General features: G+C 53.4%; 16 protein-coding genes. 7 read left to right on the top strand and 9 right to left on the bottom strand.

The features are described from left to right. Window positions 1-8 precede the first annotated feature (8 nt). From AUMI_RS02180 to sufB, 6 genes are all read right to left on the bottom strand, one after another. Complete coding sequence (locus AUMI_RS02180; protein ID WP_096380817.1) at window positions 9-1,160, bottom strand: cystathionine gamma-synthase; 1,152 nt, start codon at window positions 1,158-1,160, stop codon at window positions 9-11. Window positions 1,161-1,239: 79 nt separating this feature from the next. After that, window positions 1,240-1,569: a metal-sulfur cluster assembly factor gene (locus AUMI_RS02175; RefSeq protein ID WP_096380815.1), complete on the bottom strand. Its 330-nt coding sequence runs from the start codon at window positions 1,567-1,569 to the stop codon at window positions 1,240-1,242. A 2-nt stretch (window positions 1,570-1,571) separates the two neighbouring features. Then, the gene (sufC, locus tag AUMI_RS02170) at window positions 1,572-2,327 is read right to left on the bottom strand and encodes a Fe-S cluster assembly ATPase SufC (protein WP_096380813.1); all 756 of its coding nucleotides are present in this window, start codon (window positions 2,325-2,327) and stop codon (window positions 1,572-1,574) included. 3 nt (window positions 2,328-2,330) lie between these two features. Further along, window positions 2,331-2,657, bottom strand: a complete 327-nt coding sequence (locus AUMI_RS02165; RefSeq protein ID WP_096380810.1) for a non-heme iron oxygenase ferredoxin subunit — start codon at window positions 2,655-2,657, stop codon at window positions 2,331-2,333. Window positions 2,658-2,659: 2 nt separating this feature from the next. Beyond that, complete coding sequence (gene sufD / locus AUMI_RS02160) at window positions 2,660-3,772, bottom strand: Fe-S cluster assembly protein SufD (protein WP_096380808.1); 1,113 nt, start codon at window positions 3,770-3,772, stop codon at window positions 2,660-2,662. A gap of 2 nt (window positions 3,773-3,774) precedes the next feature. Next, window positions 3,775-5,193: a Fe-S cluster assembly protein SufB gene (gene sufB / locus AUMI_RS02155; protein WP_096380806.1), complete on the bottom strand. Its 1,419-nt coding sequence runs from the start codon at window positions 5,191-5,193 to the stop codon at window positions 3,775-3,777. 210 nt (window positions 5,194-5,403) lie between these two features. Between sufB and AUMI_RS02150 the strand changes: the two genes are divergently transcribed. Beyond that, window positions 5,404-6,306 (top strand): COX15/CtaA family protein, encoded by a 903-nt coding sequence (locus tag AUMI_RS02150; RefSeq protein ID WP_096380804.1) that lies wholly within the window; start codon window positions 5,404-5,406, stop codon window positions 6,304-6,306. Here AUMI_RS02150 and AUMI_RS02145 read toward each other — a convergent pair. Further along, on the bottom strand, window positions 6,303-7,223 hold the full coding sequence (locus AUMI_RS02145; RefSeq protein WP_096380802.1) for a heme o synthase: 921 nt from the start codon (window positions 7,221-7,223) through the stop codon (window positions 6,303-6,305). The two genes, AUMI_RS02150 and AUMI_RS02145, sit on opposite strands and share 4 nt — an antisense overlap. Window positions 7,224-7,421: 198 nt before the next feature. On the opposite strand from AUMI_RS02145, the gene tkt reads away from it, so the two are divergent. From tkt to pgl, 6 genes are all read left to right on the top strand, one after another. Further along, window positions 7,422-9,518, top strand: coding sequence for a transketolase (tkt, locus tag AUMI_RS02140; RefSeq protein WP_096380800.1), 2,097 nt, complete (start codon window positions 7,422-7,424; stop codon window positions 9,516-9,518). 80 nt (window positions 9,519-9,598) lie between these two features. Next, window positions 9,599-10,705, top strand: a complete 1,107-nt coding sequence (gene tal, locus AUMI_RS02135; protein WP_096380798.1) for a transaldolase — start codon at window positions 9,599-9,601, stop codon at window positions 10,703-10,705. Continuing rightward, complete coding sequence (locus AUMI_RS02130) at window positions 10,706-12,313, top strand: glucose-6-phosphate isomerase (RefSeq protein WP_096380796.1); 1,608 nt, start codon at window positions 10,706-10,708, stop codon at window positions 12,311-12,313. 10 nt (window positions 12,314-12,323) lie between these two features. Further along, complete coding sequence (gene zwf / locus AUMI_RS02125; RefSeq protein ID WP_096380793.1) at window positions 12,324-13,865, top strand: glucose-6-phosphate dehydrogenase; 1,542 nt, start codon at window positions 12,324-12,326, stop codon at window positions 13,863-13,865. Then, on the top strand, window positions 13,862-14,803 hold the full coding sequence (locus AUMI_RS02120) for a glucose-6-phosphate dehydrogenase assembly protein OpcA (RefSeq protein ID WP_096380792.1): 942 nt from the start codon (window positions 13,862-13,864) through the stop codon (window positions 14,801-14,803). The genes zwf and AUMI_RS02120 overlap by 4 nt, the downstream gene beginning before the upstream one ends. Next, window positions 14,800-15,540: a 6-phosphogluconolactonase gene (gene pgl / locus AUMI_RS02115; RefSeq protein WP_096380789.1), complete on the top strand. Its 741-nt coding sequence runs from the start codon at window positions 14,800-14,802 to the stop codon at window positions 15,538-15,540. Before AUMI_RS02120 ends, pgl begins: the two co-directional genes overlap by 4 nt. Window positions 15,541-15,605: 65 nt before the next feature. Here the strand turns inward: pgl and AUMI_RS02110 are convergent, their stop codons facing one another. Both AUMI_RS02110 and secG read right to left on the bottom strand, forming a co-directional pair. Further along, window positions 15,606-15,974: an RNA polymerase-binding protein RbpA gene (locus AUMI_RS02110; RefSeq protein ID WP_096380787.1), complete on the bottom strand. Its 369-nt coding sequence runs from the start codon at window positions 15,972-15,974 to the stop codon at window positions 15,606-15,608. 2 nt (window positions 15,975-15,976) lie between these two features. Next, window positions 15,977-16,225, bottom strand: coding sequence for a preprotein translocase subunit SecG (gene secG / locus AUMI_RS02105; RefSeq protein WP_096380784.1), 249 nt, complete (start codon window positions 16,223-16,225; stop codon window positions 15,977-15,979). Between the last annotated feature and the right edge of the window lie 5 nt (window positions 16,226-16,230).

Raw genomic sequence — 16,230 nt, 5'->3', positions numbered from 1 at the left:
CCAGATGATTACAGCAGAGAATCTAATGCTTGCGCAAGGTCTTCGATGAGATCATCGATGTCTTCGATGCCTACACTGATGCGAACGAGGTTCGCTGGGACCTCGAGTGCAGTTCCTTCAACGGAGTGATGTGTCATCAGCCCAGGGTGTTCAATCAGAGATTCCACTCCTCCGAGTGATGGAGCAAGAGTGAAGAGTTTGGTCCTAGTGAGCAGTGTTGTGGCGGCTGCTTCACCCCCGGCAAGCTGGATCGACATCATGCCGCCAAATGCAGACATTTGCCGAGCCGCTATCTCGTGCCCTGGGTGAGAGGTCAAACCTGGATAGAGAATGCGTTCAACAGCAGCATGGCCTTCAAACCGTTGAGCCAAGGCGAGTGCATTCTCTGAGTGGCGCTCCATGCGGATGCCGAGGGTTTTGATGCCACGTATTGTCAGATAGGCGTCAAAAGGTGATGAGATAGCTCCCATCCAGTTTTGAATCTGGGCTACTTTCTCAGCAAGATCTGCATCTTTGAGAACGATGGCGCCACCAACAACATCGCTGTGGCCGCCGAGATACTTGGTGGTCGAATGCAACACGACATCAGCACCGAGTTCAAATGGACGCTGCAGAGCTGGAGTGGCAAACGTGTTATCGACAAGTACAAGTGCACCATGACGATGAGAAATTGCGGCAACAGCCTCAATATCAACGATGCTCATCAGTGGGTTAGTGGGCGTCTCAATCCGCACAACTTTGGGTTTCGTGGACGCAATGAGCTCTTCAACCTTGGCAAGGTCAGCAAAATCGATAGTTGAATGGCCAATGCCGAGAGGCCCATACACCTGCGCAATCGTACGATAGGAACCACCGTAAGCATCATTGCCTAAGACAATGTGGTCTCCAGGCTTGAGAACTGATCTGAAGAAGGCATCTTCTGCTGCCATTCCGCTGGCAAAGGAATAGGCAAGCAATCCGCCTTCCAGCGAGGCAAGATTGTGCTGCAGCGCTGTGCGCGTGGGGTTATCACAGCGTGAATATTCAAAACCGTTCAGAGGAGTTCCAGGAACGTCCTGTTCAAAGGTGGAAGACAAATAAATCGGAGGAACAACTGCCCCAGTGGTGGGGTCGGAAGTTTGTCCTGCGTGAATCGATCTGGTGTTAAAACCCTGTGCCATGTTTCTTAGGCTACGCCGGCTTTATTACTTGTGGAAAATTTCTTCCCAGAAATGTTACGACGCAATAGAGCAGGGAAGTCTAGATAGAGAAACCCAATGCGCGCATCATGTCGCGACCATCATCAGTAATCTTCTCTGGACCCCATGGTGGCATCCACACCCAGTTGATGCGAAACGCCTCAACAACACCATCGAGTGCTTCAGCCGTTTGCTCTTCAATGACATCAGTCAGAGGGCATCCTGCACTGGTGAGAGTCATGTGAATGATTAGTGCATCGTTTTCGTCATCCCACTTGAGATCATAAATCAAGCCCAGGTCAACGATGTTGATACCCAGTTCAGGGTCCATGACCTCTTTGAGCGCGTCAATGCATTGGTTATAGCGCTCATCGGAGAGTTCAGAGGACATTGTTACGCAATCTCGAGGTAGCGGTCGTAGCCCTCGTTCTCGAGGCGTTCTGCCAGCTCAGGGCCACCTTCTTCGGCAACCTTACCGTTGACAAAAACGTGGACAAACTGTGGCTTGATGTAGCGAAGAATGCGGGTGTAGTGCGTAATGAGGAGAACACCGAGGTTGTTGTTTTCCTTGGCGCGGTTTACTCCTTCAGAAACGATCTTCAATGCGTCAACGTCAAGACCTGAGTCTGTCTCATCCAACACAGCAAACTTTGGCTTAAGGAGTTCAAGCTGAAGAATTTCGTGGCGCTTCTTTTCTCCTCCAGAGAATCCTTCGTTGACGTTGCGCTCAGAGAAACTTGCATCCATGCGAAGGTTTGCCATAGCTTCACGGACGTCCTTAATCCAGGTGCGCAGAGCAGGTGTTTCACCATCAATAGCGGTTTTTGCCGTACGTAGGAAGTTGGTGACGGTGACGCCTGGAATCTCGACGGGGTATTGCATTGCCAGGAAGAGACCCGCCTTTGCACGCTCATCAACGCTCATCTCGAGAACGTCTTCACCGTCGAGGGTGATCGATCCACTGTCCACGGTGTACTTAGGGTGTCCAGCAATTGTGTAGGCAAGAGTGGATTTGCCCGAACCGTTTGGACCCATGATGGCGTGGGTTTCACCAGAATTGATCTCTAAGTTGACGCCGCGCAAAATCTGCTTGGTGCCCTGTTCGGTCTCCACGCTGACGTGCAGGTCGGTGATCTTCAGAGTTGACATGACTTAGATCTCTTTCGTAACGGTGGGGTCAATAAATACTTCGCCGTCGATAACTTCAACGACAAAAACTGGGACAGGTTCGTAGGCAGGCAACGTAAGAGGCTTGCCGGTGGTGAGTTCAAACTTGGAGCCGTGAGCCCAACATTCCAACGTGTTGTCCTCGACGAAGCCTTCAGCCAAGGAAATGTCTCCGTGAGTGCAGGTATCACCTATAGCGTGAATATCTCCAGCAGAATCCAAGACCAGTGCAATTGGGATTCCCCCGGCGACAACGCGCTTTGCCTGATCTTGGACAAGATCAGATACGGCACAAACTTTCTCAGCAGCCATCGCTAAACACCAGCCTCCAGCTTGTTATTGAGGTATTCCTCAATGCGTTCTTCCAAAGCAGGGACCTCGAGCTGTTGAACTATTTCGTTCAAGAATCCACGAACCACCAGGCGGCGGGCATCTGCTTCGCTAATTCCACGAGCTTGGAGGTAGAAAAGCTGTTCGTCGTCGAAACGTCCAGTAGCAGAAGCGTGACCGGCGCCAGCAATGTCGCCGGTTTCGATTTCGAGGTTAGGGATCGAATCCGCACGGGTCCCTTCGGTCAGAACCAAGTTGCGGTTTTGCTCGTAAGAGTCAGTTCCTACAGCCTTGTTACCAATGAGCACGTCACCAATCCACACGGTGCGAGCACCCTTACCCTGGAGCGCACCCTTGTAGTTGACACGGCTCTTGGACTGAGGCGCATCATGGTTGACATAAACCTGCTGCTCAATGTGCTGTCCGGCATCAGCGAAGTAGACACCGTTGAGGACAACGGAAGAGCCAGAATCCGCCAAGATTGCGGAAGGATTGACTCGAATGACATCACCGCTGAGGGAGACAAGTGTGTGCTTGAGCTCTGCATCTTTGCCAATAGAGGCAAAGTGGCTACCCAAGTGCAAGGCGTCATCGTTCCACTCCTGAACGGAGACGAGGTTCAGACGAGAACCAGCACCGAGCACTACTTCCAGGTTTTCAACTAGACGAGCATCACCTGAGTTTTGCAGGATGACGGTTGCCTGTGCATGAGGAGCTGTAGTGATCAGGATGTGGGCTGCACGAGGTGTTGTTCCCAGGCCATCACGTGTAATGGTGATTTCACTGTGTTCTTCTGAGGTGGCCGAGATGAGCAGAACTTCTTCGGCAGCCTTCCAGGCGTTGGCAGAAGCCTTGTCCTCGGGCATACCAGCAGCTCCCACACGAGCATCGCTGGAAGCAATCCAAGAGACCTCGATACCAGCAACCTCTGGAGCACTATGAGGAAAACGTGAACCGTCGAGTGGGCCTGAAATGAGCTCCTGCAGCTTAGCTACAGGAGAGAATTTCCAATCCAATTCACGTCCGGTGACCGTTTCAAAATCCTCTGGGTTGGTCGATTTTGGGCGCGCGGAACGGATTTGTACAGGGATGGTCATTACTAGCCCACCGAGCCTTCCATGCCGAGTTCAATCAGCTTGTTCAGTTCCAGGGCGTATTCCATGGGAAGTTCACGAGAGATGGGCTCGATGAATCCACGAACGATCATGGCCATTGCCTCGTCCTCAGCCATACCGCGACTCATCAGGTAGAAGAGCTGGTCTTCACTAACTTTAGAGACGGTTGCTTCGTGGCCTAGCTGTACATCATCTACACGGATATCAATTGCAGGGTAGGTGTCAGAACGTGAAATGGTGTCCACGAGGAGAGCATCACAACGAACGGTGTTGGCCGAGTTGTGTGCGTTAGCGTCCATGCGAATTTCACCACGGTAGCCAGCACGTCCCCCGCCGCGAGCAATTGATTTCGAGACGATGGAGCTCTGGGTGTTGGGAGCCATGTGAATCATCTTGGCGCCGGCATCTTGGTGCTGTCCGGGGCCAGCAAAAGCAACAGAAAGGGTCTCACCCTTAGCACCCTCACCCACGAGGTAGACCGAGGGGTACTTCATGGTGACCTTGGAGCCGATGTTGCCGTCAATCCACTCCATGGTTGCACCCTCGTGCGCAATGGCACGCTTGGTTACCAGGTTGTACACGTTGTTGGACCAGTTCTGAATGGTGGTGTAGCGAACGCGAGCGTTCTTCTTGACCACAATCTCCACAACTGCGGAGTGCAGTGAGTCACTCTTGTAGATGGGTGCAGTACATCCTTCGATGTAGTGAACGTAGCTTCCTTCATCAGCAATGATGAGCGTGCGCTCGAACTGACCCATGTTCTCCGTGTTGATACGGAAGTAAGCCTGAAGTGGAATCTCCACGTGAACACCCGGTGGAACGTAAACGAAAGAACCACCTGACCACACAGCAGTGTTCAGCGCAGCAAATTTGTTATCTCCGGCAGGAATGACCGTTCCGAAGTATTCTTCGAAGAATTCAGGGTGCTCTTTTAGAGCAGTATCGGTGTCCATAAAGATGACACCCTGGCGCTCGAGCTCTTCGTTGATTTGGTGGTAGACCACTTCAGATTCATACTGTGCTGCTACACCGGCAACCAAACGCTGACGTTCAGCCTCAGGAATACCGAGCTTCTCGTAGGTGTCCTTGATTTCGTCGGGGAGATCCTCCCAGGTCTGAGCCTGACGTTCCGTTGACCGGACAAAATACTTGATGTTGTCGAAGTGAATTTCAGACAGGTCAGCGCCCCAGTTAGGCATAGGCTTACGGCCGAACATTTCGTAAGCCTTCAGACGGGTCTTGAGCATCCACTCTGGCTCGTTCTTGAGGCCGGAGATGTCTTTGACAACGTCCTCATTGATGCCTCGGCGAGCGCTGGCACCGGCAGCGTCCTTATCGTGCCAACCGAATTCGTACTGGCCAATGCCCTCAAGTTCGGGCCGGTCGATCAGGATGTCTGACATGGCTCTCTTTCTGACGAATCTAGACTTAGGAAGAGAACAGAAACATTGGCGCAAAACATCGCGTCAATCTCGCTTGTTCTCGCCCTCGAGTTATCGGCTTTCGCACGATTTCAACTAACGAACTTAGCCTAGCCTTAGTTCGTTGGATTAGACAGGGTAAATGCGTTCTTCTTCAGCGAACAACATCAAAAAGAGTAGGTATATTCCCTCGTGAGTAAATTCGTGAATTGGTTCCCCACTTCCGTTGACCGCAAGGTTCGTATTGCGGCATGGGCAACTTTTGTTGCACAAACACTCATTGTGGTCACCGGTGGCGCTGTTCGGTTGACCGCAAGTGGCTTGGGGTGCCCTACGTGGCCAAGGTGCACGGAAGATTCTTTTGTCTCCACTCCAGAAATGGGTATTCACGGAGTTATTGAGTTCGGTAATCGCCTGCTCACATTTGCCTTGGTGATTATTGCCGTTATTACTTTCGCTCTGATTTTTCGGATGCGTAAGAATCGCCGCGATCTCTTCTGGCTTGCGCTCGTGATCGGTTTGGGGATTCCTGCCCAGGCAATCATTGGCGGCATTTCTGTTCTCACCCAACTCGACCCCTATGTTGTAGGGCTGCACTTTGTTGTATCCATCGTGATGGTGGCTCTATCAACAATGTTGGTTTACCGCGTTTATCACGGTAATGCCCCTCGCACCTGGGTCGTTGAACCATCGAGCTCAAAGATTCCTCTGGTGGTGTGGCTGGTTGCAGTTTTCCAAATGATCACGATCATCTTTGGCATTTTGACGACAGGATCTGGCCCGCACGCAGGTGATGCAGACGCCCGCAGGAACGGGCTGGACGGAGAAATCCTGCAGCATTTGCACTCTTACCCTGCATACACAGCAGTTGCCCTGACACTGCTGGCGATCGTAATGGTGTCTCGGGCTCGTTTATTCGCTCTGCGTCATTCCTTGATTCTGCTGATCATCCTCAATGGGGTGCAGATCACTGTAGGAATTATTCAGTCTCGAACAGGTCTACCGCCGCTGTTGGTGGGAATCCACATGCTCTTGGCTTGCTTGGTCAGCGCCGCGACAACGTATGCGCTCTTGAAGCTACGAAAGGTTGCCTAGAACGGCAGCAGTGCATCGATAGCTACTGCCAGGAATATCACCGACAGGTAGCCATTCGAGAAGTGGAACAAGCGCATTGGCTTGGGGTCTATCTGACGCAATGCTCGTGAATAAAGCAAGTGGCTCTCCACGATGAACCATGCACCCGCCACGAGAGCAACAGCGGTATAGGTCCAGCCCATGTCTGCTACCAGCACAAGTAAAAGCGTGGCAGCAACGGTGGCCCAAGCGTAGAGCACGATTTGGAGACCCACTGTAACTCGGCCACGGACCACTGTGAGCATAGGAACATTGGCGTTTTTGTAGTCCTCGCGGTATCGCCAAGACAGTGGCCAATAGTGCGGTGGTGTCCACAAGAAAATGATGAGGAACAAAATCACCGGAGCCCAGGACAGTGAGCCCGTCACTGCTGCCCAGCCAATCAGTACCGGAAATCCACCAGCTGCACCACCCCAGACAATGTTTTGTGGAGTGCGGCGCTTGAGCACGAGGCTATAGACGATGACATAGAACGCAATTGCGGAGACAGATAGCGATGCTGCGAGCAAGTTAGTAAAGAGCAAGAACCACAGTGTGGAAATAACTGCGAGAGCCCACGAAAAAATTAGGGCTTGTCGGTCCGTGATTTCACCTGTGACGAGTGGGCGCCCTTTGGTGCGGTTCATCAGACGATCGATATCGCGGTCGATGTAGCAATTGAACGACCCTGCCGAACCGGCACTCATCATTCCACCAATCAGGACTGCGAGTACCAGCCACAGGTTGGGAACGCCTTCTTGGGCCAAAAACATAGTGGGAATGGTCACTGCCAACAGCAGTTCCATCACACGAGGTTTTGTCAGTGAAACATAGGCAGCAACTGTGCGCTTAAAGCCGACCGTGGACACAGCAGTGGTGCCAGATTCGGAAGCGTTCATGAGTCCTCAGAGAAGTTGGGCCTTGGTGTCCAAGTCTACGGGAGGTAACGCTGTGTCATTTGGCACGTTCCCCGAGGGCGTAAGCCCAGCAGTGCCTATACTTAGAGGAGCCGTTATTCGGCGTGTGTGGCCTATTTTTCCGGCCATCGTAATTTTCTCCCCCACCTCCCTCACGGAATATGGAAGGCCGATATAGATATGGCGCAGCTCGACTGGTCCGATTTAGATAACAAGGCAGTTGACACCGCGCGTGTTCTGGCCGCTGACGCAGTCGAGAAGGTGGGTAACGGTCACCCCGGAACCGCCATGAGCCTCGCACCGGCCGCATACCTCCTGTGGAACAAGGTCATGCGTCGTGACCCACTTGATGACCAGTGGATTGGCCGCGACCGCTTCATTCTTTCCGTGGGACACTCTTCTCTCACTCAGTACGTTCAGCTCTACTTGAACGGATACGGTCTTGAACTCGACGACCTCAAGGCTTTGCGTACCTGGGGTTCACTAACCCCTGGCCACCCTGAATACGGTCACACTAAGGGTGTTGAAATCACCACCGGTCCACTAGGACAAGGCCTCGCTTCTGCTGTTGGCTTTGCTTACGCTTCTCGCTTCGAACGTGGTCTATTTGACCCCAACGCTGCACCAGGAACTAGCCCCTTTGACCACTTCGTCTATGTCATTGCTGGCGACGGCGACCTGCAAGAAGGTGTCACCGCTGAAGCGTCCTCGCTTGCCGGTCACCAACAGCTAGGTAACCTCATCGCGATCTATGACTCCAATCAGATCTCGATTGAAGACGACACCACCATTGCATTCACCGAGGACGTAGCTAAGCGTTACGAGTCCTATGACTGGCACGTCCAGACTGTGGACTGGAAGAAAACCGGTGTTTACGTTGAAGACGTCGCTGCCCTCAATGACGCCATCCAGGCAGCCAAGGCAGTCACAGACAAGCCTTCATTGATCATTCTCAAGACCATCATTGGTTGGCCAAGCCCTAAGAAGCAGAACACTGGAAAGATCCACGGTTCTGCACTGGGCGCAGATGAGCTCAAGGGCCTCAAAGAAGTTCTCGGTTTCGACCCCGAACAGAGCTTCCAGATAGCCGACGAAGTTATCGAGCACACCCGCAAGGCTGTGGCCAAGGGTGCTGCAGAGCGTGCTGAATGGCAGAAGAGCTTTGACGAGTGGGCTGCAGCAAACCCAGAAAACAAGAAGCTTCTCGACCGCCTCGAAGCAGGCCAGCTTCCTGATGGTGTTGAAGCGGCTCTTCCTGTCTTTGAAGGTGGCACCGAGGTTTCGACTCGTGCTGCTTCCGGCAAGGTGCTCAACGCGCTGGGACCAGTCATCCCTGAGCTCTGGGGTGGATCTGCTGATCTCGCCGAGTCCAACAACACCACCCTCGAAGGCGCAAAATCCTTCGTTCCAGCACAGTGGTCAACCCATGAGTGGACGGGTGACAACTACGGCCGCGTCCTTCACTTCGGTATTCGCGAGCACGCCATGGGCGCAATCCTGAACGGTATCGCCCTGCACGGTAAGACCCGCGCCTACGGTGGAACATTCCTCATCTTCAGCGACTACATGCGCCCTGCTGTGCGTCTGGCAGCACTGATGAAGGTGCCTTCCATCTTCGTGTGGACTCACGACTCCGTAGCTCTAGGCGAAGACGGCCCCACACACCAGCCCATTGAACAGCTCGCAACCCTGCGCGCTATTCCTGAGTTGGATGTGGTTCGTCCAGCAGATGCGAACGAAGTCGCCTACGCCTGGAAGACGATCTTGGAGCGTCGCAACGGGCCTGCAGGTATTGCTCTGACTCGTCAGAACATTCCAGTGTTCACCCGCGGAGAGGGCGTTGCTACCGGCGATACCTTCGCTCACGCACGTGAAACCGCGAAGGGCGCATACATTCTCGTTGACGCAGCAAACGGCAAGCCAGATGTGATCTTCATCGCAACCGGTTCTGAAGTTCAGCTCGCTGTTGCAGCACGCGAACAGCTCGCCAGTGAAGGCATCCATGCTCGCGTGGTGTCTGTGCCTTGCCTTGAGTGGTTCTACGAACAGACTGCGGCCTACCAGGAGAGCGTTCTTCCGTCAGCGGTAAAGGCTCGTGTCTCCATCGAAGCTGGCCTGTCGCTGACCTGGGACAAAATTGTTGGCTCCACAGGTCGTAGCGTCTCGATCGAACACTTCGGAGCGTCCGCAGATTACAAGACCTTGTTCACCAAGTTCGGCATCACAACCGAAGCCGCTGTCCAGGCTGCGAAAGAAACTCTCGCAGCCCAGAAATAAACCACACGGGGTCAGGAACGACGTTTCTGGCCCCTATTACAACTTCATATTTGACCACCCATCAAGGAGAATCCAGGTTCATGTCGAACTCCCCCACCGCACAACTGTCCGCAGCCGGCGTCAGCATTTGGCTCGATGATCTCTCTCGCGAGCGCATCACCTCAGGCAACCTCCAGGCACTTATTGCTGAAAAGAATGTTGTGGGTGTGACCACTAACCCCACGATTTTTGCTGGCGCCCTCACTAATGGTGAAAGCTATGCAGCTCAAGTCAAGCAGCTAGCTTCAGCGGGGGCAGATGCTGAAGCTGCGGTCTTTGAGATCACAACCGATGACGTTGCAGATGCCTGTGACATCTTCCGGGGGGTATTTGATGCAACCAACGGTGTTGATGGTCGTGTTTCTATCGAAGTATCTCCCACACTTGCTCACGATGCTCCAGGCACTGTTGACGAAGCAAAGCGTCTGTGGGCTAAGGTCAACAAGCCCAACGCGTTGATTAAAATTCCAGCAACCCTTGCAGGCCTGGAAGCCATCACTGACGTGATTGGCGCAGGTATCTCGGTGAACGTAACTTTGATCTTCTCCCTGGAACGCTACGAAGCAGTTATCAAGGCCTACCTTGCCGGTCTGGAGAAAGCGAAAGCTAACGGACACGATCTCTCCAAGATTCACTCTGTCGCGTCCTTCTTTGTTTCCCGCGTGGACACAGAGGTGGACAACCGCCTGAACTCCATTGGCACTCCAGAAGCCCTTGCACTCAAGTCCAAAGCAGGTTTGGCAAATGCTCGCCTGGCTTATGAACTCTACGAAGCACAGTTCAATACTCCTCAGGCAGTTTCACTGCTCGCCGACGGTGCGAATGCTCAGCGTCCACTCTGGGCCTCCACCGGTGTGAAGGATCCTGCACTTCCTGACACTTTGTATGTCACCGAACTGGTTGCTGCCGGCATCGTGAACACCATGCCTGAAAAGACTCTGGATGCCACCTACGACCATGGCGTGGTCACCGGTGACACCATCACTCCCAACTACGCGGATGCGAAGGCTGTTTTTGCCGCACTAGCTACAGTCGGCATTGACTTCGAGGATGTCACCAATGTCCTCGAATCTGAAGGCGTTTCAAAATTCATCATCTCCTGGGGCGAACTCCTCGAGACAGTCAACACCGCACTAGCAGGAGCATAAATGTCTTTTCGCATCAAAGTATCCGGAGCAGCGGAAGCCGCTGTTGAAAAGCACGTCCCTCAGCTCGTTTCAGACATGGTTGCTTCGAGTATCACCGCTCAAGACCCCGCACTCTGGGGTGCTGCAGCTGAAGCTGAATCTGCGATTCGCTTGGGATGGACGGAATCCGTTGCAATCTCTCGCCCTCTCGTTGCAGAGATTGAAGCATTACGCGATGAATTGCGCGAAAAAGGTGTCAACCACATTGTCCTGGGTGGCATGGGCGGCTCCTCTCTCGCTCCTGAAGTCATTACGGCCACGATGCAGGCAGAGCTGACCGTTTTGGATTCAACCGAACCAGGCCAGATTCAAGCAGCAATTACTGATCGTCTTCACACCACTGCAGTGGTTATTTCCAGCAAGTCTGGTGGAACCGTTGAAACAGATAGCCAGAAGCGAATTTACGAAGCAGCTTTTGCTGCTGTGGGCATTGACCCACTCGAGCGCATCATTGTTGTGACCGACCCAGGTTCACCGCTGGATAAGTCTGCTCGGGAGGCGGGATACCGTGTCTTCAACGCTGACCCCAACGTGGGTGGACGATTCTCCGCACTGACTGCATTTGGTCTTGTTCCTTCCGGTCTCGCTGGAGTGGATATTGCTGAACTACTCAACGAAGCTGAGGCTATCTCCATCGACCTTGCTGTGGACCAGCCTGAGAACCCAGGTTTGATCTTAGGTGCAGCTATTGCGGGAACTTCTCCCCTGAAAAACAAACTTGCTCTGGTCACGGACGGGACTCACCTTGTTGGCTTCCCCGACTGGGCCGAGCAGCTCATCGCTGAATCAACAGGCAAGGAAGGAACTGGAATTCTTCCCGTTGTTCTTGATGTTGTTTCTCCTGAACTCAGCGCTGGCTATGAGGATGTTCAGGTGCTTCGTTTAGTTGATGACGCACACGAATTCCACCTGCTCAAGCACGACCGTCACGAGGGTGAAATCCTGGTCTCGGGAACTTTAGGCGCCATGTTCCTTGTTTTCGAATATGCAACCGCTGTTGCAGGTCGCTTGTTGGGCATTAACCCCTTTGACCAGCCTGATGTGGAGTCAGCAAAGGTTGCTGCACGAGCCCTCTTGGATAACCGTCCAGCCCCCACCGCCCCTCTGTTCACAGAAAAGGGCATCGAGGTTCGCGCACACGGCGATCTAGGAGATGCTAAAACTGTTCGTGAAGCAATTACCGCTGTACTCAAGCAATTGCCCAGTGATGGTTATGTTTCCATTCAGGCCTACATTGACCGCGTGAACTTCCCCGAAGTTCACGGTGTACGTGATCTAGTTGCCGCACGCGCAGGTCGTCCTGTCACCTTTGGTTGGGGGCCTCGCTTCCTGCACTCCACCGGGCAGTTCCACAAGGGTGGTCCCGCTGTTGGTGTGTTCATTCAAATTCTGCAGAAGCCTGCACGAGATGTCGTCATTCCTGAGCGCCCCTTTACCTTTGGAGAATTGATTGCTGCACAGGCAGCAGGTGATGCAGCGGTTCTGGCAGAACATGGTCGTCCCGTACTCACTCTCACACTGACGAACCCCGCCACTGAACTCGAACACCTGTTCGCAGCCTTCAACTAAAGAGGAAACCATGTCACCTGTTGACATCACGGCCGATCACAACCCACTTCGCGTTGCCGAAGACCGCCGACTCAACCGCATTGCTGGCCCTTGTGGTCTTGTTCTGTTCGGCGTTACTGGGGACTTAGCGCGCAAGAAGCTCATGCCTGCGGTCTATGACCTCGCAAACCGAGGATTATTGCCTCCCGGTTTTGCTTTGGTGGGTTTTGCTCGTCGCGACTGGGTCGATCAGGACTTTGCACAGGTAGTGCACGACTCTGTCAAGCAATATGCGCGCACGGAATTCCGTGAAGACGTGTGGCAGCAGCTGGCAAAGGGTATTCGCTTTGTTCAAGGTGAATTCAACGATGACAAGGCTTTTGAACGTCTAAAAAAAACCATCGCAGAGCTCGATGAGAAGCGCGGGACCATGGGAAACCATGCGTTCTATCTCTCCGTCCCACCTCGTTCCTTCCCTGAGGTTGTTTCTCAGCTCAAGCGCGCAGGGCTTGCAGATGAGGTTGAGGGCCAGTGGCGTCGCGTCGTGATTGAAAAGCCGTTTGGTTCAGACCTGAAGACAGCTCGTGAACTCAATGATGTCGTGGAATCGGTCTTCCCCGCGGATTCTATTTTCCGCATCGACCACTACCTCGGTAAGGAAACAGTTCAAAACATTCTGGCTTTGCGCTTTGCAAACCAACTGTTTGAGCCACTGTGGAATGCAGAGCACGTCGATCACGTCCAAATCACCATGGCTGAAGATATTGGCGTGGGTGGTCGTGCTGGCTATTACGACGGTATTGGTGCCGCTCGCGACGTCATTCAAAACCACCTCTTGCAGTTGCTTGCCCTGACCGCCATGGAAGAACCTATCTCCTTCAATGCAGAAGACTTACGGGCTGAGAAAGAGAAAGTTCTTGCTGCTGTTCGCTTGCCCGAAAACCTTGCGCATTCAACCGCGCGCGGTCAGTATGCCAGCGGCTGGCAGGGTGGTGAAGAGGTTGTCGGCTTCCTCGATGAAGAGGGAATGAACCCCAAATCCGTGACCGAAACCTATGCGGCGATGAGGCTCGATATCGGAACTCGACGCTGGGCAGGTGTCCCCTTCTACCTGCGTGCAGGAAAGCGCCTGGGTCGTCGTGTGACAGAAATCGCTGTCGTGTTCAAGCGTGCCCCCCAATACTTGTTTGCCGACCACCAAACCTCTGCTCTCGGCCAGAACGCTTTGGTGATTCGAGTGCAACCTGATGAGGGTGTCACTATTCGCTTTGGCTCTAAAGTCCCAGGTGCGGGCATGCAAGTCCGTGACGTAACTATGGACTTTGGTTACGGTCACGCCTTCACGGAGGCAAGTCCTGAAGCATATGAGCGCCTCATTTTGGATGTGCTGTTGGGAGAACCGCCACTATTCCCCCGTCACGAAGAGGTGGAATTGAGTTGGAAGATTCTTGACCCCATTGAAGAATTCTGGGCAACCCAAGGCCAACCTGAGCAGTATGCACCTGGAACGTGGGGGCCTGCTTCCGCAGATGAACTGATGGCCCGTGACGGCCGTGTTTGGAGACGTCCATGATCCTCGAACTTCCTGACACAACAACGGCAAAGGTTGCCAAAGAACTCGTGAACCTTCGTGAAGAAGGCGGTGCGGTTGCTCTTGGCCGTGTTCTCACTCTCCTGATTTCTACCACTCTCGGTGAAGAAGAAGTTGCCATTGCCGCCGCTAACGAAGCATCCCGTGAGCACCCCATGCGTGTCATTGTGCTCTCAGTAATCGAACCGGAACATTCCATTTCGAATCGCTTGGATGCAGAAGTTCGCGTTGGTGGCGACGCCGGTGCCAGCGAAGTTATCGTGCTCCGCGCATACGGCAAGGTAGGTTCTGACCAACAAGGTTTGGTAACTGGTCTTCTCCTCCCTGACACTCCTGTTGTGGCTTGGTGGCCTGGAACAGCACCAGAGAAAGTCTCTGAATCGGCGCTAGGCAAGATTGCACAGTGTCGCATCACCGACTCTGCCGCTCAATCAGAACCGCTGCAGGCTCTCAATGATTTGTCCAGAACCTATTCACCCGGTGATGCAGACTTTGCCTGGACTCGACTAACTCTGTGGCGCACTCAACTTGCCGCGGTGCTGGACCAGCCACCGTATGAGCCCATCATTGAGGCTCATGTCACGTCCACGCCAGATTTCCCTGCAGCAAAAATGCTTGCAGCCTGGCTGCAACTCCTACTTCAAGTTCCGGTCACCTGTGACCTCACTCACACTGGATTGAACTGGCGCGGAATTCACGGCGTTCGCCTGGTGCGCAAATCTGGTGACATCGAACTCACCCGCGTTGAGCCCACAACTGCTCGCCTGAAACAACCAGATCAGCCCAATCATGACATCTCTATGCCATTGCGTAGCCTGCGTGACTGCTTGGCTGAAGAACTGCGCCGTTTGGACCCCGATGAGGTTTACGGACGTGTTGTGACTGAAGGTCTCCCCCAAATCAAAATGGTGACCACGTGAGTGAAGAAACCACGCTTGAGGCATATGCCGATAAGCAAGAACTCATAGACAACATCGACGAAATCTTCGAAGAAACAGTTAAAGATCTTCTTCAGCAACAAGAGAACGTCCACGTCGTCCTCACCGGTGGAACCGTCGGTATTGCTCTGCTAGAAAACATTGATCCCACCCACAAATTGGATTGGAAACGAATCCACCTGTGGTGGGGGGATGAACGTTTTGTCCCTGCAGGCCACCCCGACCGCAACGAGGGCCAAGCAACAGCTGCTCTGATTCACCGCTTGCCCATCCCAGCGGAGAATGTTCACCGTATGCCTGCTTCTGATGCAGGGTTAACGCTGGATGAAGCAGTGGACGCCTATGACGACGAGCTTGCACAGTTCTGGCCTGAGCTTCCTGAGTTTGACATCACGTTCTTAGGTGTAGGGCCCGATGCTCACATCGCGAGCTTGTTCCCCGGACTTGAAGGTATCGAGGTCGATGACCGCGCTGTCATCGCAGTGCGCAATTCCCCTAAACCTCCGGCAGAACGAATTAGCTTGACGCTTCCAGCGCTGAACAACTCGAAAAACGTCTGGGTTGTCGCCTCCGGTGCTGATAAAGCAGATGCCATCTATGCCGCGTTTACCTCTGAAAGCGCCTCAGAAGCGCCCGTGAGCGCCGTTGAGGGCACAGAGGAGACCGTGTTCTTCACTGATGAAGCTGCAGCTTCTCGATTGATTGACGAAGAGGAATAGTCCTAATCGTTCTCAATTAATGCAAAGAACCCCCACTCATGTGAGTGGGGGTTCTTTATCTGAAACTACTTGGTGGGCTTCACCGTTCCGCGACGAACGCGAAGCTGGTGGAGAGCGTCTTCAAGAATCTGCTCTGCCTCTTCCTCAGTGCGACGTTCCTTCACATAAGCGAGGTGAGTCTTGTAGGGCTCAAGCTTTGCCAGCTCGGGTGGGTTTTCCTTGTCGCGACCAGCTGGAAGACCAGACTGTGGGCAATCAATAATCTCTGGAATTTCTTCCTCGGGAAGATTTGCTGCGAAGTAACGAACAGTCTCGTTACCGAGCGCATCCCAGTATGAGATAGCAATACGTTCTGCATGAATACCGTGATCTTGTTCGCCCATGGGTCCCGCGCCGACGCGCGAGCCACGAATTGCACTACCGCCAGATGCCATAGTTATGCTCCCTGGAACTTAGTAATGAGGCCGAGAAGGACGATGCACGTAATCCACACCAGCCCCAAAATGATGGTCAAACGATTCAGGTTGCGTTCTGCAACGCCGGAGGATCCGAGAGTTGAGCTCATACCGCCACCAAACATGTCTGAGACACCTCCACCGCGACCCTTGTGAAGAAGGATCAGCAGAGTGAGGAGCAGGCTGGTTATAGCAAGCAGTACCTGCAAAACAATCTCGAGAATTAGCATGTGTA

It is taken from the genome of Aurantimicrobium minutum (genome assembly GCF_002355535.1).
In the GTDB taxonomy this organism is placed as follows: Bacteria; Actinomycetota; Actinomycetes; order Actinomycetales; family Microbacteriaceae; genus Aurantimicrobium; species Aurantimicrobium minutum.
This window is presented reverse-complemented; position numbering and strand designations above follow the sequence as displayed.